Below are 17,564 nucleotides of genomic sequence, written 5' to 3' on the forward strand. Positions count from 1 at the left end.
TTTGGTGGTGGCCGTGAAGCTGAGCACCGGTTACGTCCGCGCGAGCGGTTACGCCCACAAGGTAAGGCGCGTTCTGTTCGCTCTCGCCAGAAAGAAGGTCGAGCCCAAGGAGATTATCCGTGCCTCGGCCGAACTCAACCAGAGGATTTTCGAGGAGTTCCAGAGGCTCAACGTCTCGAAGGAGGACGTTGTGAGGATTACCGTCGAGTTCCGAATCAAGGACGGCTCGATAGTCTGGGACTACGACTCGCTCAGGATTGAGGTCTACAGGAAAGGCGAGGAAGAGAGACTCGCGAAGGCGATGGAGGAAGTGGAGGAGCGCGAGAGAGAACTGGAGGAGAAGATTAAGGCCATCGAAGAGGTCGCCCTCAACCTCAAGAAGCTCAGCGACGAGCTAATCGAGAGGATTGAGGAGCTCAAGCAGGAGCACACCTCACTCAAGCTCAGGGAAGAGGTATAGAGTCGAGGAAGATGTTGACGTAGGCAACGACGTGCGAAGCAAGGTAGCTCTTTTTCCCGACGCTCACCTTTTCCGCTATTCCCTCCAAGAATGCCTCGTCCTCCCGGCTCAGCCCCTCGTGGTCGCCGAGGACAAAGGCGACGTTCCCCCCGAAGGAAACCCTCTCTATCGGCTTTCCCTCCTCGTGAAGGTAGTAGAGCCTTGAGTTCTTGAGCGTCAGCCGGATAACGTCTTCAAAGGTTCTGTTACTCACGTAGAGGCCGGGGTAAACCTCAACCTCCTTCCCGGGCTCCTTCAGTCCCTCACCGGCCTTGAGGGCTTTCATTATCAGCTTCGCCGTGCTCCTCTCGTCGGGATTGAGGCGGACCTTAAGCTGGGGCCCCTCGAAGCGTATGGCCTTCGGCGGGTTCGGCGGACCGTAGAGGAGGAGCCAGACGCGGACATTTTTCCGGAAGCCGTGCGAGAGCAGAAAAGCGGAGTTTAGAAACCGGCAGAGGACGTCTATCCTCCCGCTTGTGCCGGGTAAATCGCTCAGCTTGAAGTCGGGGCTCGTTCTGGCCTTGTTGGCCTTGATTATGAAGGTTCTCAACTCACCCCCTCCCGTGCCTCTCGTACCAGCCCCACTCCTTCTTCGGCCCGAAGGCCCTCACGCCTTTCTTCGCGAGCGTTATCCTCAGTTCTTTCGCAATCTCGGGCGTTATCTCGCCCCTGCTCTCCATCCAGTTGATTATCTCCAAAGCCTCTTCGTCGGTCTCGCATCTCCGGAGGAAGTCTATGACCGTCGGCTCGTAGCCGGCAAAGCTCCTCGGCTCGGCCTCCTGCTCCCCTTCCTCCTCGTCGGCCCTGAAGGCCTCTATCGGAACCCCACCTTCCTCGAGCTCCTTCGCGAGGGCAGGGAAGCGCTTCTCAAACTCCTCCTTATCGTACTCCTGCCACGCGAAGTCGTCAACTGGTCTCTTCTTCCGCTCCATAGGCACACCGATTGGGTTACGGCAGTGGGCTTATAAACCCCACCCCGAAGGGGAGAGCATGAAGGGTTCCTACTTTCTCGTCATAAGGCTCGAGGAAGAGAAGAGGATTCGCACGAAGGGGAAATCCTTCGAGCTCAAACCGGGTTACTACGTTTACGTCGGCTCGGCCATGAACTCCCTTGAAAAGCGCGTCGCGAGGCACTTCCGGCGGGAGAAAAAGCTACACTGGCACATTGACTACCTCCTCAAGGAGGCCGAGCTCCTGCGGGCCTACCTCATCCCGAGCGAGGTGAAGCTGGAGGAGGAACTCTCTCGCGAGGTTTCCAAGTTTGGGGAGCCGGTTCCGGGCTTTGGAGCTGGTGATGTTAAGGTGAGCACAAACCTCTACCGCTTTGAGGACGAGCCGGACGAAGTCCTGAGGGGAATTCTCGATAAGCTCGGACTGGGCTGGAAAATCGTTAAAAGCGAAGACGACATAGGAAAAATACGGTGGTAATATGACAGTCATTGAGGCCGTCTACGACGGCGAGACTTTCAGGCCCCTGAGAAAGGTAAACCTCCCAAAGGGGGCGAAGGTCAAGGTAATCGTCGGCGAGACGATATGGGACTTACTTGAGGAGATTGAGGGAATTCCCGTTGATGCAAACGTCGAGGAAGTGCTCGAAGATGTCAGGGGACGAAAGAGGGTTCGTTATTGACACTAACGTCATAGTCGGAGCGTTCTTTTACAAAAGGAACTATCCCCAGATTAGAAACAAACAAGCGGTGCTCAAAAAATGCAGATTGATACTCGACTTGGTGAAAGGGAAAAACGTCGCAATCCCACGAGTGGCAGTTGTTGAGGTCATAAGCGTTGTAAAAAGGATAAGCGGGGATACAAGTCTCGCCATCAGGCTTGGAAACGCCGTCGAGGCATCATTTGAGGTAGTGTCCGAGGAGGAAATCTATGGAATCGCCAAGGAAACTGCTTCCTTCGTTGCGCCTTCTGGATTCGATACTTATTTTCTTGCCCTGGCACTAACGAAGGGATACAGCCTAATAACACGTGATAAAGCCCTTTGTTCGCATTCAAAGGATTTAAACGTTCCCTGTCTTCTCATTGATGAATCTACCGATGACAACATGATTAAAGAATTCTTGGAGGTGTGAACATGCTCGAAATAGGCAAAGTCGAGCGCTACATTCACGAGAAGCTGAAGAAGGAGAAACTCCACTTCGTTCTACTCGACCCGGACGACGTTTCGCCGGAAACGGCTGGAAAGATAGCGGAGATGAGCGAAAGCATTGGCGTTGACGCGATAATGGTTGGAGGCTCGACCGGGGCCGAGGGAGACGTTCTCGACAACGTTGTCAAGGCTATAAAAGACTCCTCCAGCCTGCCAGTAATCCTCTTTCCCGGCTCGCACGGCGGGATAAGCAGGTACGCCGACGCGATATTCTTTATGAGCCTCCTCAACTCGAGGAACCCCTTCTTCATAACCGGCTCTCAAGCTTTGGGAGCCTTCACCGTCAAGCGCTACGGAATAGAACCGATTCCGATGGCTTACCTGATAGTCGAGCCCGGTGAAACTGTGGGCTGGGTTGGGGATGCAAAGCCGATACCGAGGCACAAGCCGAAGATTGCCGCCGCTTACGCTTTGGCCGGCCAGTACCTCGGCATGCGCCTCGTTTACCTCGAGGCGGGTAGCGGCGCGCCGCAGCCGGTTCCGCCGGAGATGATTGCCCTCGTTAGGAAGGTCATAGACGTTCCCCTCATCGTCGGCGGCGGCATAAGGACCGGGGAGCAGGCGAGGAGGGCAGTTGAAGCCGGGGCAGACATCATCGTTACCGGAACGGCGATAGAAAAAGCCGGCTCAATCGAGAAAGCAAGGGAAAAGCTTGAGGAGCTGAATGCAGGGATAAAGGGATAACGGCCTTCCAGGGGTTCACGTTTTGGCTTCCGCTTTTTTCTCAGTCCTTTTGACGGTTGAACCACAACCCTTTTTACTTCCCACCCAGACCAGCCCGCGGGGGTTCTAAGAAGGTCTCCGGAGGTGGTACTGTTATGGTGGCGAGAGGTGAGGACGATGACGGTGGTAAGGAGTGCAGTGGGGACTTCAAGGACGTTCAGGGGCAAGCTCAGGGACGCGTTTCTGCTGTCGTTTCCGGCCCTGTTCCTGTGCCTGATATTTGACTTCGTCGGCGGTGCTGTTCTCGGTAAGAACTGGGGCACGGTAATGAGCTACTTCCCGATTCTGGTCTTTATAATGCCCGGCCTCATGGATTTGAGGGGCAACATCTTCTCGGCCCTCGCGTCCCGCTTCACGACCAAGCTCAACCTCGGTCTCATCGATAGCGTTCGTGACCCGGAGGTGACCACTCAGATAGTCATGGCAATCCTCAGCAGTAAGATTCCCCTCATCGTGCTCTGGGTTGTCGGCCTGTTCCTCGTCCATAACTTTGTTCAGGACGTGGTAGTCCTGCTCATGGTTGTTGCGTCGGCGATATTCATTGGAGTTATCCTTGGCTATGGAACCGCCCTGATTACGATAATCCCCTTCAAGAAAGGCTACGACCCAGATTTAATCGCGGCACCGCTCATAAGCTCAATAGCGGACCTGATAACGATGCCGACGATGGTCTACTTCGCGCTCCTCTACCTCCACCACGAGCGGGCGTTCTACGCGCTGTCCTTCACAATGCTCGCCCTGCTCGTGCTCTTGGCACTAAAAGCCCGGTTTAAGGGGGAGCACAGGCGCGCCTTCGGAGAGCTGGCGGCGATAATCGGCGCGATGGCGCTCATAGAGACCGTAACCGGAGGTCTGCTCGTAACCTATGAGAAAATAATCAACGCGGTAATCATCGTCAGCGTCATGTGGCCGAGCGTGAACGACAGCATGGGCAACTTCGGCTCGATAATAGCGGCGAAGGTCTCAACCAAGATTCACCTTGAGGGCGTTGAGGCAGTCAAGAGTAGAGAAACGCTCTACGACTTTCTCTCGCTCCTAATCCTCGCGCCGATAATCGGCTACCTGACGAACCTTATCTCGACGTGGGTGGTGGTTCACTACATCCACAGGCCCGCGAGAATCCTCTGGAACTTCGTGCTCGGCTTCCCGGCGATAATACTCGTGGCGATGCTCATTGGACTCGTCGTGGCGATACTGGCCGACAAGTACAACTGGGACCCGGACAACGTGGCGATTCCGGTCGTCACGACGCTCAGCGACGTCATAGGAACGATGTTCCTCGTCTGGGTGGCGCTGAGTGCAATATGAAAAAAGTCAAGCCTCGGAGAGCACCTTGAAGGAAAGCTTTCCGTCCTTCACAATTTTTCTGAGCTCCTGAATGAGTTTCCTATCGCCAACGAGCTCCATTCTGACTTCGGACATACCGGTCGCGTCGGGAGGAAGGAAGTGTATGTCCTTAATCCTGCCACCGACCTTTGAGAGAAGACGACCAAGAATGCTCCCTCTTTCCTTGTAGGGGAGCCTCATGTTAACTTCGAGGATTTGCATACCCATCACCGTTTTATTCTTTGAAAGAAGTCCTATAAAACCTTTTTCATGAGCGGGGATTATCGGCCTTCGTCAAAAATATTCCCGACAGTTATCGAACTTCGTTAGATTTTTATCTCAGCGCTTCTACATTCCTCTGGTGATTGCCATGAGGGCCTTCATTTCTCTCGACCTTGAAGGGCTGCCCTATATCGTCAGCAGGGAGAACCTCTTCGTAAAGGGCGCCCTCTACGCGGAAGCGAGGAAGATAGCGACCGAGGTTGTAAGGGTCGTCGCTGAGACGCTCCACCATGAGCTCGGGGTTGACGAGGTCGTCATAGCGGACAGCCACGGCCCGATGGTTAACATCCTCGTGGACGAAACGCCGGACTACGTCAGGCTCGTCCGGGGCTTTCCGAGGCCGCTGAGCATGGTCGCCGGGGCGAAGGGCTCGGACTTCGCAATCTTCCTCGGCTACCACGCCAAGGCCGGAACCGGCCACGCTACGTTCGACCACACCTACAGCGGTGCAACCGTTGACAGGCTTGAGATAAACGGCGTCGAGGTCAGCGAGACCCTTTTGAACGCCTACCTGCTCGGCGAGTGGAACGTTCCGGTTGCGATGGTCGCCGGAGACAAAGCGCTGATAGAAACGGACGTGAAGACTCACCTCCCCTGGGCGGTCGGTGTTCCCCTGAAGGAGAGCCTTGGTAGGTACTCGGCAGTGAGCCCCGGAATGGAAGGGATAAAGAAGCTCCTCCGCGAAGGAACCGTTGAAGCCTTCAGGCGCGTCGAGCGCGGTGAGGTTAGGCCACTGAAAACCGAGAGGCCGGTTGAGGTCAAGCTCCGCTTCCTCAACAGCGCCTACGCGGAAGTCGCCGAGCTACTGCCCTTCGTCGAGAGGCTCGACGGGAAGACCGTTCGCTTCGAGGCGGGAAGCGTTGAAGAGGCCTACAAGACCTTTGAAGTTCTCATCCTTGCGGCCGCGGGGGTCAGCTCGATAGTGAACCGCTAACGATTTAAGAGGAAGTCCTCAACTTAAGTCGCCCCCGGGAAACCGCGGGGGATGAGCGCCTCGGCGAGCCGTGAGTCCCCTTCGCTCCCCGGGGGCACAACCACAAACTTCGCCTGCGCGAAGTTTGACCAAGGTCGGTAGCTCCTTATTTCAGAGTTAACTTTTGAGGGATTTTTCTCGTCAGTTGGCAGTTTTGAGTGGGAGAACTTATGACGCTACTTCTTGGTGTGAAGGGTTTAACTTTAAACCGACGCCCGAAGGGCGTCAAAAGAGAGTAAACCCTTTCAGAGGGTTATTTTGACTGGTTCTCTCCTAGAAAGCTCGATTTTCCCAGTAAAATCCGCTCTATTTGAGCCTTTGAGCGAGAGCTACTAACTTTTGGTGAAGCTTTTTTCAAAAGCTTCCTTCGCAAGCGCTGGCGGAGAAACTTTTCTTGTGAAAAGTTTCATCAAAAGCCGGCATGATTTTAAAAGGGTTCATTTTCAGGCAGGTTTGCTCTTAAATTTGCTATTCTCAAGCGTGTTTCTTCCATTAGCGCACTTCGGGCGCTGTTTTAAATTAAACACCTTTCCCAAGAGCCCTTATTAAAGCAAGCTCAAAACCAACGGGTTACTTGGGAAGGCATGCACTCTATCCTTGCCCCCCTGTGAGGGTTTAACACTTTTGGTCAAGCTTTTCCCAAAAGCTTGCTTGCGAGTGTTCAATTCTTTAAACGGCGTCCTTCGGACGCCAATAGCAAAGTTGGAACTGCTTGAAAAGCCTTGTTTGGTGTTAAACCCGCTCTAAACTTGCACTCGGCCAGTGCACGACTGACTTTTTGCCTATGAGTAAGAAGGACACTCTTTGGTCAAGCTTTGTTAAAGCTTGTTCGTCTGCGCGAAGTTTCATCAAAGTTTGTGATTCCTTTTGAAAAGGCAGATTTGGGAAGTTTTGGCTTCTTTAAACCCAAAATTCCTTTTCCGGGGCAGATGTCAGAGATTCGCTCTAGGGGCGTACTTTTAAAGTGGGCTAACACCGCATCGGTTGCATTTTAAAGTGAGCTCAGGGTTCCAATGAAACTCAGACAAACAAAATTCCCAACACAATGTACATGAAAGTTCGCTCAAGTTAACGAATGGACTTAACTCCCCCAGTTTTGTCAAATGTACCCCTTTTCGAAGCCCTTATATTCTCCTTCCCGAAAAATCTTCGAGGTGGTATCGTATGGAAGCCAAGGGTGGCTATTGGGGAAAGATTCTGAGGGTCAACCTGACGACAGGAGAGATTAAGGTCGAACCCCTTCCAGAGGAGTTCCCGAGGAAATACCTCGGCGGCGTTGGATTTGGAACGAGACTTCTCTACGACGAAGTTCCCGCGAAGGCAGACCCGCTCGGACCCGAGAACAAGATGATTATAACCCCTGGTCTCTTCGTTGGCACCGGAATCGGAACCGGTTCCAAGACGGCGTTCAACTTCAAGAGCCCGCTCACCGGCGGTTACGGCCGTTCGATGGCTGGCGCCAAGATGGGTGAGGAGCTCAAGAAAGCCGGTTACGACGTTCTCATAATCGAGGGGCAGAGCGAGGAGCCCGTTCTTCTCTACATCAAGGATGATGAGGTCAAGCTCGTTCCGGCTAACGAGTACTGGGGCCTCACCACCGGCGAGGCGAGAAAGAAGGCCAAGGAGGAGTATCCGGGCTTTGCGACCGCCTTCATCGGTCCGGCCGGCGAGAACCTCAGCCTCATCGCGACGATAGACACCGATGAGAGGCAGGCCGGTAGGGGCGGTCCAGGTGCAGTTCTCGGAAGCAAGAAGCTCAAGGGAATCGTCGTCAAGGGAACTAAGAAGATACCGATTGCCGAGCCCGAGAAGCTCCGCGAGCTCATAAAGAAGTGGGCAATGATATTCAAGGACCACCCAGCGACCAAGGCCGACATGGATTACGGAAGCGGTGAGTTCCTCGACTGGATGAACAGGGAGAGGGGAACCTTCCCGACCAGGAACTGGCAGATGGGCTTCTTCAAGAAGGCATACGAGAAGGCCAAGGAGGAGGGCAGGGAGCACATCTACATCGACCCCTACTACTGGGCACCCAAGTACCGCGCCGGCAGGAGGCCGTGCCCGCTCTGTAACAAGCCGTGCAGCCAGTACGTTAAGGTCGAGAGCGAGAAGTGGGGCACCTTTATGACCGACGGTCCGGAGTACGAGACCCTCTACTCCTTCGGCGGAGCCCTTGAGCTCGACGACTTCGAGACCGTTGCCTACCTCAACTACCTCGCCGACGAGCTTGGACTCGACACCATCTCAGCCGGTGTAACAATCGCCTGGGCCATGGAGGCCTACGAGAGGGGCCTCCTCACCAAGGAAGAGGCGGACGGCCTTGAGCTGACCTTCGGCAACGGCGAGGCGGCGGTTGAGGCGCTCAAGAAGATGGCCTACCGCGAGGGCAACCTCGGAAAGCTTCTCGCCGACGGTGTCAAGAGGGCCAGCGAGAGGCTCGGCAGGGGAAGCGAGAAGTTCGCGCTCCACGTCAAGGGCATGGAGCCACCTGCCTACGACGTCCGTGGTATAAAGGGAATGGCACTTGCCTTCGCGGTCAACGTCCGCGGCGCCGACCACCTCACCAGCGGTGCCTACGGAACCGAGCTCGTCGGCAAGTGGTGGAAGTTCGAGGGTGTTGACAGGACCAAGGGCGAGAACAAGGGCTTTGAGATTGCCTTCCACGAGAACCTCATGGCAATCTACGACGCCACCGGCGTCTGTAAGTTCTCAAGGCACATGTACTTCCTTGAGGGCTTCCCGGAGCTCGTTGAGGCCGTCACCGGCATGAACATCGGAGAGGCCGAGCTGATGGTCATCGGCGAGAGGATAATGAACATCGCTCGCGCCTTCAACGTCCGCGAGGGCTTCACCAGGAAGGACGACACCCTGCCTTACAGGATTATGTGGGAGCCGATTCCGGAGGGACCGAGCAAGGGCCTCCACGTCCCGCCCTGGGAGCTCGATAGGATGCTCGACGAGTACTACCAGGCTCGCGGATGGAGCAGGGACGGAATCCCGACCAAGGCCAAGCTCATGGCCCTCGACCTGCCGGACATCGCGGACGACATCGGAGCGGGAATCTGAAGGTTTTTATCCCTCCCCCTCTTATTCTCCTCCGGTGGGGGAAATGGACGAGAAGCTCAAGGCCTGCAAGAACTGTCGCTGGTTCGGGCCGATTGATTCCTACTTCCTGACCTACGGGATGTGCCGGAAGCACATGAAGACCGTTCACATGAACTTCGTGTGTGAGGATTGGGAGCCGTTATGGGGGACGCAGGAAGAAAAGAAAGGAGAGGAGTAGTATAACCACGGTTATACTAATGGGGATTATTCACCGCTTGAACACCCTAACGTCAACGACAACGTGCCAGACGCCGGGGGCATAGCGCTTGATAATTAGCTCGTTGAGCTTCTCGGCCTCGTAGCCGTGTTCCCTTGCTATCCTCCTGAAGGTCGCGAAGGGCTCTTCTGGCATTAACCTCTCAGGCACGGTGTTGTGGTAATGAACAATCGCCTCGTCCTTCGCTATGCTCAGAGCTTTCGGTATGAATTCGGCAGTTTTTACAACGTAGCCCATCAGAACCCTATCGGCTATGTTTTCAGCGGGAAAATCGCGGTTATCGATGTTGTAGGGCGTCATTAAGTCCTGGACGTTGTTGAGCCAGATGCTCTCGACCAGGAAGCGGAAGGTGTAGGGGTCCTTCTCAATCGCTATAACCCTCGCCCCCTTGTGGACGGCCATCGGGAGGCTCAGATGGCCTATTCCCGCGAACATGTCAACGACCAGCTCGCCCGGTCTCGCTACTTCCGCCATTCTGACGCGCTCCTTGACGTTGGCCGGCGAGAACATGATTTTGGCAACGTCGAGCTTGTATTTGACGCCGTTCTCAACGTGAACGGTAACGGTGTCCCCGCCGTAGAGAACCTCGTAGTCCGGCTTCCGGGTTTCGCCGTGTATGTGGCCCTTCCTGAGGACGGTTTTCACGCCCAGAACTTCCGCGTAAACCTCGGCTATCCTGTGTTTGTAGGGCTCAAGCTCCGGCCGGAGGGGCAGAATAAGGACGTCGCCAATCTGGACCCAGTGCTTGGGGAGCAAATTAACCAGCCCGGCCGGAAGCTCCTTCGAGAGTATCTCCCGTATGCGGGGTTTTATGACCTGGGTTCGCTTCGCTCTCATCTTGGTCCCTTCGTCAAAAAGCGATAGGAAAGCCTTAAAAACTTAAAGGACGGATTTAGGGTGAGAACCATCGGAGGTCGATGAACGATATGGAGGACGAGCCCCCGAATAGTGGGCTGTTTTCGAGGCTGTTTGGCCGTAAGGAGGAGGCACTTCTTGAGCAGAGGCTGAGCGAAGAGGCGTATGAAGACTACCGCAGGCTTCTCATGCGCGCCAGGCCCGAGGTGGACGGCTCGAAGCTGACGGTTCGCCTCGCTGATGGGGTTGTCGAGCTCGACAGAGGCGTCCTGAGGGTTAAGGCCCGGGACAAGAGGTCGGCCGAGAAGATTTTGAGGAACCTTCACCACTACGAGCAGCCCCCGAGCATCTGGCCGGCCTACGGGCTCAGCTATTCGATTAAGAGGAAGAGGCGCATGGTTCTCTAACCAACGGAAGCTTTAAATTCTTCCCTTCTACCTTCCTTCGCGGATGACGACCCTTGCCCAGTCTGAACTGTGATGACGTCGGTATTAGCTGACGCAGGGGCGGGGAGGTTCGCGGGCCGATGAACCGCCCACCGGAGGGAAGAGAAGTGGGAAACAACGGAAGCGCTGAAAACGACGGGCTGATAGAGTTCTACGCGAGCGAGGCTTTAACCTGTCCGAGGAGGATATACTTCCGCCTGAAGGGCTACCCTCCGAGGTGGCCCGAGAACGTCAAGGTTAGGCTTAATCAGGGCGTTAAAACCCACGAGGTTCTCGGGCAGATTCTTAGCAAACGCTTCGGCTTCGAGCTTGAGAGACATCTCGTCCTGCGCTCAAGGAAGCTCGGTTTCGAGATTCACGGGAGAATAGATGCGTTTCGCGAGTTCCCCATCGAGATTAAGGGGAAGACGAGCCTCCCGAAGGTTCCTTACGACTACCATTTGGCTCAGCTCAACGTCTACCTGCGGTGGGCCGAGGCGGAATACGGATACCTATATTATATCAAACTCCACGACGAGCCGACGAAGATAATCGGCAAGCTCGATATGTCGAACTTTCCGGTGATAAAGGGCCCGAACTTCAGGGCCTTTGAGATTCCCTACGACGGCAAGCTCTTCAAGGAAACGCTAAGGCACTTCTATTCGGTCAAAAAGGCCTACGAGAAAGGGAAACCCCCCGAGGGCTGGAGGAGCTATGCCTGTAAGTTCTGTCCCTACCGCTACCTCTGCTATCCCGGGGACGAGTGAGTTTTGTGGTTGGTAATCACAAAGTTCTGGCCAATCTTTGGGGTTGGTAACCGCAAAGCTACTCCTTTTTCACAACCCACCTGAGCCCGTTATCAACCACCGCCTCAATGAGCCCGCGGTTGTAGAGTTCAGCTACAAGGGCCCGGAGGGGCACGAGGTCCAGGGCGAGCTTTTGCGGGGTAATCTCGACGCGGTAGTTGCCCATTATCCCGAGCGCGAGCTCTTCAACGGTCATCGGCTTCCGAAGGAACTCAATGGCGAGCTTTTCAACTTCTTCCAGGCGATTGAGGTTGAATTCGAGCGTTTCAACGGCTTCGTCGCCCTTCACGGGCCTTCCGTGCGAGGGAATGAGCATGTAGCCTTTCTCGGCGAGGCCCCTGAGCGTTGTGAGGGACTCCCTGAAAAGGGCCCAATCCACGAGGTATGGAACGCCGACCGCACCGATGAGCCTTTCGCCGAAGAAGGAGTCTCCCGCGTAGAGCAGGCCGTTTTCCTCATCGAGGAACCCGGTCATTCCCGGGGAGTGGCCGTTCAGCTTTAAGGCCTTCAGTCCGAAAAACTCATCACCCCACTCGAAGACCGCGTGAACTTTCACTTCACCGGCAGAGTACGCCAGAAAACCCCTCGGTACCCTCGAACCGAAGGTCAGGATTTCCCTGTTGAGGGGGCTCTCAGCTATGGAAAACTCGAATCGGTGAACGAAAAGGGGAGCGTCGAGCTTCGAAGAAACGGCCACGTGGTCTGCATGGCCGTGCGTCACGAGCTGGGCTTTGAGGGGAAGGCCGAGCTTCCGCAATTCTCGCCTGATGTCCTTGTGTCTCCCGCTTCCGTGGCCAGGGTCAACGAGAACAGCCCCTTCATCGACGACCCGAATGAGAGTTGACGGACTTCCGGGATAAAGGTAAGCAGAATCGCCGAGTTTTCTCAACGCCATACTACCACCGAAGAAGTTAGGGACCAATCAATAAAAGGCTTTGGAAGGAATGGAAGGAAAGGAAAGGTATCAAACGTGCCTGGCGTAAAGGGTCTTCCTTCCCTCGGCCTTGGCCCTCTTGACGGCCTTCTCGACGAGGGCCTTGAGCTCCTCCTCAAGGGCGTCGTAGAACTCCGGGCTGACCCTCATCTCGGGGTCGAGGTTCTTAACGAGCTCCTTAACCTTGGACTTAACAAGCATCTCAGCCATTTTACACACCTCCTTATCTGGCCTTTGAGGCCGTCCTTAGTTCATCGTTCCCCTTTATAACTTTTCTCCTCCGAGAGTGCCTGGAAAAACGGAAAAGGTTAAATTAACCCGAGGTAATCGGATGTGGGGTGAAGAGATGAGGAGGCTCGCCCTAATCGACGGCGAGCACTACCCGCCCGTGACGAGGTGGGCGATTGAAAAACTCGGCGACGTGTGCTGTGCGGTCTTCCTCGGGGGTAGTGAGAAGATAGGTCCGCCCGAGAAGCTCGCGGAAGAGCTTGGGGTAAGGCTTTACGTTGACGATGACCCGATGAAAGCCCTTGAACTGGCGCTTTTAGAGAACGAGGTTGACGAGGTCGTTGACCTGAGCGACGAGCCCGTCGTCGATTACAGCGCGAGGTTTCGGATAGCGTCCATCTGCCTGCGCAATGGAGTTACCTACAGGGGAGCCGACTTCGAGTTCAGGCCCGGGGAACTCATAAGGCCAAAGAAGCCGACCATAAGCGTCCTCGGCCTCGGAAAGCGCGTCGGAAAGACGGCAATAGGGGGCTTCGTCGCGAGGGTTCTGAAGGAGAGGTACCGTCCCGTGGTTGTCACGATGGGCAGGGGCGGGCCGGAGAGGCCGGAGCTCATAGACGGCGAGAGGGAAGAGCTGACGCCCGAGAACCTTCTAAAACTCGCGGAGATGGGCAAGCACGCCGCTTCGGACCACTACGAGGATGCACTCGTCGCTGGAGTGACGACCATCGGATGCCGGCGCTGTGGGGGAGGAATGGCGGGCTTTCCGTTCTTCCACGTCGTCCACGAGGGAATAAAGCTCGCCGAGGGACTTCCACACGATATCATCATAGCCGAGGGAAGCGGGGCAACGATTCCGCCGGTTTTGGCGGACGGCTACATCACCGTCCTCAGCGCCCTCCAGCCGAGGGAAACCGTTGAGGGCTTCTTCGGGCCCTTCAGGATTGGTCTGGCGGATATAGCAGTAATCACCATGGCGGACGTTGAGCCCCGGAAGGCCGAGGAGTTCCGGAACTTCGTGAGAAGGGTTAATCCCAACGCTGACGTCCACTTGGTCAGGTTCACACCGAAACCGCTCGGCGAGGTCTCGGGGAAGAGGGTTGCGCTCTTCACAACATCGTGGAAGGCGATTGAGAGGGCCGTTGGGGATATCGAGAGCCTCGGTGCCGAGGTTGTCTTCGCCAGTGGAAACCTCTCGAAGAGGCCCCCACTTGAGGGTGACCTCGCGGAACTCGGAAGAAAAGCGGGAGTTGATGCAGTCCTCGTTGAGCTGAAAGCCGCGGCGGTTGACGTCGTGACGAGGTGGGCCCTTGAGAGGGGCATCAAGGTAATCTACCTCGCCAACGAGCCGGTCAACGTGGACGGCAAGGACCTGAGGAAGGCAGTTCTGGAGCTCGCCAGGAAGGTGATGGGGAGATGATAATCGTCACGGACCCCGAGAGAAGGGTTCAACTGCCGTTTTCGCGCGGAATCCTCACGCGCTCTATAACCCTGGCCGGGGTGGATGTGGGTATAGCCTACATAATCGCGAGTGAGGTTCAGAGGGAGCTCGTGGAGAAGAGGAAGCGCGTTGTGAGCACTGACGAGATAAGGGAGCTCACCTACCGGAAGCTCATCGAGCACGGGCTCAAGAAGGAAGCAGAGCGCTACCTCTTCTGGCGCGAATTCAGGAGGAAAAAGGTTCCGCTCGTCGTCCTCCTCGGGGGCGTTACCGGCGTCGGAAAGTCCACGATAGCGACGGAATTGGCCTTCAGGCTCTCGATAAGGACGATAATCGGCACCGACACCGTTCGCGAGGTCATGAGGAAGATAATCGCGAGGGAGCTTCTGCCCGATTTGCACGCCTCATCGTTTTTGGCATGGCGCGAGCTGAAGGCCAACAGCCTCATAGAGGGGTTCGAAAATCAGGTTAGGCACGTTTCTGTGGGCGTTAAGGCCGTCCTCGACAGGGTTCAGCGCGAGGGCTTCAACGCTATAATCGAGGGCATTCACCTCGTCCCGGGGTTCATAGAGGCCAACGGAAACGCCTTCATGTACATCCTGACGGTGAGCGACAGGAAGGCTCTGGAGGCCCACTTCTACGAGCGCTCGCGCTACAGCAAGAGGCCGGCCGAGTACTACCTCGAGCACCTCGACGAGATTCTCTGGCTTCAGGAGTACATAGTCAGAAGGGCCAAGGAGCACGGGGTAAGGGTCATAGAGAACGTCGAGCTCGAAAAAACCGTGAACGAAATAATGGAGGACCTCATGGAGCGCCTCCGCGAGAGCCTTTGAGCTTCCACACCCCGAGGAGCCTCCGGCTCCCCCACGTCGCCTGAACCTCGAAGGCTATCACCATGCACGGGTAGACGTCTATAACGTTGAAGCTGTTTCCAAAGGGGTTCCTGTGGAGCTCCCAGCTGACCGAGCCGGCGTTTATGACGATTGTGTTTTCTACGCGAACTGCAAAGGCGTTGCCCCCGTGCCCGGTCAGGACGAGCTCAGCTCCCTTCCCGGTCAGGAGCTTCAGCACGTCGCCCGCGTCCTCAAGGAACCCGCGCTCCCTGCTCCTTGGTATCGGAACGACGTTGTGGTGCATGAAAACGACCCGAAAGTTCTCGGCGTTGTCCAGCTCCTCCGCCAGCTTTCTCTGGCCGAACCTCCCCACGACGCCTATCTCTGTCTCGTACTGCGGCGTTGAGACGGGGATAAATGTGAATCCGTCGAAGGAGAGCGTCTCCGGTTCGCCGAAGTACTCTGAAAAGAGCTCGTAGCCGAGGTAGGTCATGTCGCTGTGGCCGGGGACGACGAGCTTTGGCCTCTCAATCCTATCCCAGAGCTCCCTGGCCCTCTCAAAGTTCCGCTCAATGCCCATGTCAACGACGTCTCCGTTGTGGACGACGATGTCGGGCTTCAGCTTCTCATTTATCAGGTTCACCACGTTCTCGAGCACCTTCCTCCTGAAGTAAACCCTGTCCGAGACCTTGCTCTCGCTGAGCTGGACTATCCTTAGGAGCCTTCTCCCCCTGGGGACGAAGAGCTTTGGCTTAACCGGCCTGTGCTGAGCTTTAACCTCCTCGCCCGTGACGCGCCGTATCGTGACTTCCACTTTGCCGTCGTCGTGTATCGTAACGATGTTGTAGCTGTTCACGTCACCACGCCTCGTCTTCCGGCAGGAGGTGCAGCCGGCGTTGTCAACAACCAAGTCCTCGACGCGGTAAACGTTGGGAACGTGCTTGTGACCGCAGAGGTAGAGCGTGACATCGTTCCTGAGAAGCAAATCGAGAACGTCACCAGCGTTGAAGAGGACGTTTCTCTCGCGTCCGGTGTTCGGGAGCGGGACGAGGTGGTGGTGCGCGGCCACTATCTTGATTCTCCTGTCGGAGTACTCCTCAAGCTTCTTTTTCAGCCAGCGGAACTTGTGCTTCCCGATTCTGCCGTCGCTTAAATCCGGAATCGTCGAGTCCACCCAGATTAGGACGCCGTCCCTGAACTCGTAGACGCCGTTGAGCGGGCCGATGAATTCTTCGAAGAGGTCGTAGCCGACGTTCCTGACGTCGTGGTTGCCCGGAACGACGACGAGGGGCTTCTGAATCTTCTTGAGCTCGTACTCGGCCCTCTCGTACTCCTCACGCAGGCCGTTGTTGGTGACGTCTCCTGTGTGGACGACGAAGTCAAAGTTCAGCCTGTTCACCTCGTTGGCTATCAGGTCATAGGCGTAGCCCTTGTAGGCACTCTCACCGGTTATGTGGGTGTCGCTTATGTGGGCAATCCTTATCATGGCACATCACTCCGCCGCTATGGCGGTTTCAAGCTTTCTCCTGCTCGCACTCAGCAAATCGCTGAGGCTGAATATCCCGACGATTTTCCGGTTCTCGCTCACGAGCATGTGCTTTATGCCCTTCTTGGCCATTATGTCGAGAACCTCGCGAAGCGGGGTGTTGGCGTCTACCGTAACGAGCTCCCGCGTCATTATCTCCCGAACCGGTGTCGTGTTGGGCTTCCCCGGAATCACAACGCGCCGTATGACGTCGGTTTTCGTGAAGAAGCCCACGACCTCATTGTTCTCCACAACGACGAGCGAGCCTATGTCGAACTCCATCATGACCTCACAGGCCCGCTTTACCGTATCTTCCGGCGAAACGCCAATGAGTTTCCGCGTCATGTAAACCCTAATCGGGGCGTTCTCGTCCATACCATCACCCCAGGGGAAGGCGTTCGATTCCACCGGGCGTTATTAGAAGCGCGGTGCCATTTGGAATGTTCTTCCAATCCGCTTTGTGGTGGAGCTCAAGGGTCGAGCTCGCAACCGCAAAAACGTCGCCGTCGAGCTCAATCAGCCTCGCGTAGTCCCGGTGAAGGTCGTTCTTCCAGTAATCGTCGGTCATGTATGCCGTCACGAAGGCCCTCCAGCCCCCGTCGGGAAGGAGGAAGAGCGTGGCCGTGTTGAAGGTTGTCTTCGCCAGCGAAGCCCCGAGTGAGTAGTGCTTCAGGAGTTCTTCCTTTTCAGGCCTCTGAAGGGCCCTGCACAGGTAGGCTGAAAAGGCGTAGCTGTCCGAGGTGTCCCTCAGGTCCTCTCCCTCGAACTCCGCCAGCTCGATAATCTTTTCCTTGTCGAGGTCGCCGTTGTGGAGGAACCAGAAGGAAAAACCGCGCCTCGTGGAGAAGGCAAAGGGCTGGACGTTGAAGAGCCCGAGCGAGCCCTGGGAAGACGCTCTCGCGTGGGTGAGGAGAACTGCGTTATCGCTTTCCCGAAGGAGCCCAACGAGCCCTGAGAACCCCTTCCCATCCTCAAAGACTGCCCTCGCCGAGCGGTAGTGATGAACGCTTCCATCACTCAGGAGGACGTAGCCCCAGCCGTCGCGGTGCTGGCTCTTTCCGCTCCTTCTCGCGCGGTAGGGGTCGTTCTCGGCGGACTTCATGAACGCCCTGGCGAGGGGCTCAATCCCCTCCCCCGGCCCCATGGCAAAGAGTATCCTGCACACGGTGTCCACCTCAATCATCTACGTCCCCAAACCCCAAAAGCTTTTAGGTGGCCTTACCAACGGGGAAAA

The 17,564-nt window shown here is 56.1% G+C and carries 22 protein-coding genes; 13 read left to right on the forward strand and 9 right to left on the reverse strand.

Annotation, left to right across the window (positions count from 1 at the left end):
* Positions 1-13: 13 nt before the first annotated feature.
* Positions 14-460 carry a single- stranded DNA-binding family protein gene (locus tag BD01_RS04620; protein ID WP_042690618.1) on the forward strand — a complete coding sequence of 149 codons (447 nt, stop codon included), beginning with the start codon at positions 14-16 and terminating at the stop codon, positions 458-460.
* On the opposite strand, the gene trmY is transcribed toward BD01_RS04620, so the two are convergent.
* On the reverse strand, positions 444-1,049 hold the full coding sequence (gene trmY / locus BD01_RS04625) for a tRNA (pseudouridine(54)-N(1))-methyltransferase TrmY (RefSeq protein WP_042690621.1): 606 nt from the start codon (positions 1,047-1,049) through the stop codon (positions 444-446). The genes BD01_RS04620 and trmY overlap by 17 nt on opposite strands.
* A 1-nt stretch (position 1,050) precedes the next feature.
* Complete coding sequence (locus tag BD01_RS04630; protein ID WP_042690623.1) at positions 1,051-1,431, reverse strand: DUF2095 family protein; 381 nt, start codon at positions 1,429-1,431, stop codon at positions 1,051-1,053.
* Positions 1,432-1,489: 58 nt separating this feature from the next.
* Between BD01_RS04630 and BD01_RS04635 the strand changes: the two genes are divergently transcribed.
* The 5 genes from BD01_RS04635 to BD01_RS04655 all read left to right on the forward strand — a co-directional run bounded on the left by BD01_RS04635 (position 1,490) and on the right by BD01_RS04655 (position 4,688).
* Positions 1,490-1,927: a GIY-YIG nuclease family protein gene (locus BD01_RS04635; protein ID WP_042690626.1), complete on the forward strand. Its 438-nt coding sequence runs from the start codon at positions 1,490-1,492 to the stop codon at positions 1,925-1,927.
* 1 nt (position 1,928) lies between these two features.
* On the forward strand, positions 1,929-2,129 hold the full coding sequence (locus tag BD01_RS04640) for an antitoxin family protein (protein ID WP_042690628.1): 201 nt from the start codon (positions 1,929-1,931) through the stop codon (positions 2,127-2,129).
* Complete coding sequence (locus BD01_RS04645; RefSeq protein WP_042690631.1) at positions 2,098-2,580, forward strand: PIN domain-containing protein; 483 nt, start codon at positions 2,098-2,100, stop codon at positions 2,578-2,580. Before BD01_RS04640 ends, BD01_RS04645 begins: the two co-directional genes overlap by 32 nt.
* 2 nt (positions 2,581-2,582) lie before the next feature.
* On the forward strand, positions 2,583-3,341 hold the full coding sequence (locus tag BD01_RS04650; RefSeq protein WP_042690633.1) for a geranylgeranylglyceryl/heptaprenylglyceryl phosphate synthase: 759 nt from the start codon (positions 2,583-2,585) through the stop codon (positions 3,339-3,341).
* 156 nt (positions 3,342-3,497) lie between these two features.
* Positions 3,498-4,688 (forward strand): magnesium transporter, encoded by a 1,191-nt coding sequence (locus BD01_RS04655; protein WP_042690634.1) that lies wholly within the window; start codon positions 3,498-3,500, stop codon positions 4,686-4,688.
* A gap of 6 nt (positions 4,689-4,694) precedes the next feature.
* On the opposite strand, the gene BD01_RS04660 is transcribed toward BD01_RS04655, so the two are convergent.
* Positions 4,695-4,928: a hypothetical protein gene (locus BD01_RS04660; RefSeq protein WP_042690636.1), complete on the reverse strand. Its 234-nt coding sequence runs from the start codon at positions 4,926-4,928 to the stop codon at positions 4,695-4,697.
* 148 nt (positions 4,929-5,076) lie between these two features.
* Between BD01_RS04660 and BD01_RS04665 the strand changes: the two genes are divergently transcribed.
* The 3 genes from BD01_RS04665 (at position 5,077) to BD01_RS11305 (ending at position 9,244) form a co-directional block, all read left to right on the forward strand.
* Positions 5,077-5,922 (forward strand): M55 family metallopeptidase, encoded by an 846-nt coding sequence (locus BD01_RS04665; protein ID WP_042690638.1) that lies wholly within the window; start codon positions 5,077-5,079, stop codon positions 5,920-5,922.
* Positions 5,923-7,125: 1,203 nt separating this feature from the next.
* Positions 7,126-9,027 (forward strand): aldehyde ferredoxin oxidoreductase family protein, encoded by a 1,902-nt coding sequence (locus BD01_RS04670; protein ID WP_042690639.1) that lies wholly within the window; start codon positions 7,126-7,128, stop codon positions 9,025-9,027.
* Positions 9,028-9,070: 43 nt separating this feature from the next.
* On the forward strand, positions 9,071-9,244 hold the full coding sequence (locus BD01_RS11305; protein WP_169730287.1) for a hypothetical protein: 174 nt from the start codon (positions 9,071-9,073) through the stop codon (positions 9,242-9,244).
* Positions 9,245-9,274: 30 nt separating this feature from the next.
* Here BD01_RS11305 and taw2 read toward each other — a convergent pair whose 3' ends face one another.
* On the reverse strand, positions 9,275-10,120 hold the full coding sequence (gene taw2 / locus BD01_RS04675; RefSeq protein WP_042690640.1) for a tRNA(Phe) (4-demethylwyosine(37)-C(7)) aminocarboxypropyltransferase Taw2: 846 nt from the start codon (positions 10,118-10,120) through the stop codon (positions 9,275-9,277).
* An 89-nt stretch (positions 10,121-10,209) separates the two neighbouring features.
* Here taw2 and BD01_RS04680 point away from each other — a divergent pair, with 89 nt between their 5' ends.
* The gene (locus BD01_RS04680) at positions 10,210-10,545 is read left to right on the forward strand and encodes a hypothetical protein (RefSeq protein WP_042693154.1); all 336 of its coding nucleotides are present in this window, start codon (positions 10,210-10,212) and stop codon (positions 10,543-10,545) included.
* 119 nt (positions 10,546-10,664) lie between these two features.
* A complete protein-coding gene (gene cas4, locus BD01_RS04685) occupies positions 10,665-11,330 on the forward strand; it encodes a CRISPR-associated protein Cas4 (protein ID WP_051482161.1) in 666 nt (221 codons plus the stop codon).
* A 58-nt stretch (positions 11,331-11,388) separates the two neighbouring features.
* On the opposite strand, the gene BD01_RS04690 is transcribed toward cas4, so the two are convergent.
* Both BD01_RS04690 and BD01_RS04695 read right to left on the reverse strand, forming a co-directional pair.
* Entirely contained in the window at positions 11,389-12,264 is an 876-nt protein-coding gene (locus BD01_RS04690; protein ID WP_042690642.1) for an MBL fold metallo-hydrolase, read from the reverse strand.
* A 69-nt stretch (positions 12,265-12,333) separates the two neighbouring features.
* The gene (locus BD01_RS04695) at positions 12,334-12,513 is read right to left on the reverse strand and encodes a hypothetical protein (protein ID WP_042690644.1); all 180 of its coding nucleotides are present in this window, start codon (positions 12,511-12,513) and stop codon (positions 12,334-12,336) included.
* 136 nt (positions 12,514-12,649) lie between these two features.
* Between BD01_RS04695 and BD01_RS04700 the strand changes: the two genes are divergently transcribed.
* Together BD01_RS04700 and BD01_RS04705 are read left to right on the forward strand one after the other, a co-directional pair.
* Positions 12,650-13,951 carry a 2,3-phosphoglycerate synthetase gene (locus BD01_RS04700; protein WP_042693159.1) on the forward strand — a complete coding sequence of 434 codons (1,302 nt, stop codon included), beginning with the start codon at positions 12,650-12,652 and terminating at the stop codon, positions 13,949-13,951.
* Complete coding sequence (locus tag BD01_RS04705; protein WP_042690645.1) at positions 13,948-14,805, forward strand: 2-phosphoglycerate kinase; 858 nt, start codon at positions 13,948-13,950, stop codon at positions 14,803-14,805. Before BD01_RS04700 ends, BD01_RS04705 begins: the two co-directional genes overlap by 4 nt.
* On the opposite strand, the gene BD01_RS04710 is transcribed toward BD01_RS04705, so the two are convergent.
* The 3 genes from BD01_RS04710 to BD01_RS04720 are packed head-to-tail and all read right to left on the reverse strand — an operon-like array spanning position 14,777 to position 17,513.
* A complete protein-coding gene (locus BD01_RS04710; protein WP_211233900.1) occupies positions 14,777-16,291 on the reverse strand; it encodes a metallophosphoesterase family protein in 1,515 nt (504 codons plus the stop codon). The genes BD01_RS04705 and BD01_RS04710 overlap by 29 nt on opposite strands.
* A 6-nt stretch (positions 16,292-16,297) precedes the next feature.
* The gene (locus BD01_RS04715; RefSeq protein WP_042690647.1) at positions 16,298-16,705 is read right to left on the reverse strand and encodes a CBS domain-containing protein; all 408 of its coding nucleotides are present in this window, start codon (positions 16,703-16,705) and stop codon (positions 16,298-16,300) included.
* 4 nt (positions 16,706-16,709) lie between these two features.
* Positions 16,710-17,513, reverse strand: a complete 804-nt coding sequence (locus BD01_RS04720) for a class II glutamine amidotransferase (RefSeq protein ID WP_156927384.1) — start codon at positions 17,511-17,513, stop codon at positions 16,710-16,712.
* Positions 17,514-17,564 lie beyond the last annotated feature (51 nt).

The sequence above is a fragment of the Thermococcus nautili genome, from assembly GCF_000585495.1.
GTDB classification, from domain to species: Archaea; Methanobacteriota_B; Thermococci; order Thermococcales; family Thermococcaceae; genus Thermococcus; species Thermococcus nautili.

Excerpts from the sequence above, each read along its gene's own strand:
- BD01_RS04630 (WP_042690623.1), bottom strand. The coding sequence starts at position 1,431 with ATGGAGCGGAAGAAGAGACCAGTTGACGACTTCGCGTGGCAGGAGTAC.
- BD01_RS04635 (WP_042690626.1), top strand. The coding sequence starts at position 1,490 with ATGAAGGGTTCCTACTTTCTCGTCATAAGGCTCGAGGAAGAGAAGAGG.
- BD01_RS04640 (WP_042690628.1), top strand. The coding sequence starts at position 1,929 with ATGACAGTCATTGAGGCCGTCTACGACGGCGAGACTTTCAGGCCCCTG.
- BD01_RS04645 (WP_042690631.1), top strand. The coding sequence starts at position 2,098 with ATGTCAGGGGACGAAAGAGGGTTCGTTATTGACACTAACGTCATAGTC.
- BD01_RS04650 (WP_042690633.1), top strand. The coding sequence starts at position 2,583 with ATGCTCGAAATAGGCAAAGTCGAGCGCTACATTCACGAGAAGCTGAAG.
- BD01_RS04655 (WP_042690634.1), top strand. The coding sequence starts at position 3,498 with ATGACGGTGGTAAGGAGTGCAGTGGGGACTTCAAGGACGTTCAGGGGC.
- BD01_RS04660 (WP_042690636.1), bottom strand. The coding sequence starts at position 4,928 with ATGCAAATCCTCGAAGTTAACATGAGGCTCCCCTACAAGGAAAGAGGG.
- BD01_RS04665 (WP_042690638.1), top strand. The coding sequence starts at position 5,077 with ATGAGGGCCTTCATTTCTCTCGACCTTGAAGGGCTGCCCTATATCGTC.
- BD01_RS04670 (WP_042690639.1), top strand. The coding sequence starts at position 7,126 with ATGGAAGCCAAGGGTGGCTATTGGGGAAAGATTCTGAGGGTCAACCTG.
- BD01_RS11305 (WP_169730287.1), top strand. The coding sequence starts at position 9,071 with ATGGACGAGAAGCTCAAGGCCTGCAAGAACTGTCGCTGGTTCGGGCCG.
- taw2 (WP_042690640.1), bottom strand. The coding sequence starts at position 10,120 with ATGAGAGCGAAGCGAACCCAGGTCATAAAACCCCGCATACGGGAGATA.
- BD01_RS04680 (WP_042693154.1), top strand. The coding sequence starts at position 10,210 with ATGGAGGACGAGCCCCCGAATAGTGGGCTGTTTTCGAGGCTGTTTGGC.
- cas4 (WP_051482161.1), top strand. The coding sequence starts at position 10,665 with ATGAACCGCCCACCGGAGGGAAGAGAAGTGGGAAACAACGGAAGCGCT.
- BD01_RS04690 (WP_042690642.1), bottom strand. The coding sequence starts at position 12,264 with ATGGCGTTGAGAAAACTCGGCGATTCTGCTTACCTTTATCCCGGAAGT.
- BD01_RS04695 (WP_042690644.1), bottom strand. The coding sequence starts at position 12,513 with ATGGCTGAGATGCTTGTTAAGTCCAAGGTTAAGGAGCTCGTTAAGAAC.
- BD01_RS04700 (WP_042693159.1), top strand. The coding sequence starts at position 12,650 with ATGAGGAGGCTCGCCCTAATCGACGGCGAGCACTACCCGCCCGTGACG.
- BD01_RS04705 (WP_042690645.1), top strand. The coding sequence starts at position 13,948 with ATGATAATCGTCACGGACCCCGAGAGAAGGGTTCAACTGCCGTTTTCG.
- BD01_RS04710 (WP_211233900.1), bottom strand. The coding sequence starts at position 16,291 with ATGATAAGGATTGCCCACATAAGCGACACCCACATAACCGGTGAGAGT.
- BD01_RS04715 (WP_042690647.1), bottom strand. The coding sequence starts at position 16,705 with ATGGACGAGAACGCCCCGATTAGGGTTTACATGACGCGGAAACTCATT.
- BD01_RS04720 (WP_156927384.1), bottom strand. The coding sequence starts at position 17,513 with ATGATTGAGGTGGACACCGTGTGCAGGATACTCTTTGCCATGGGGCCG.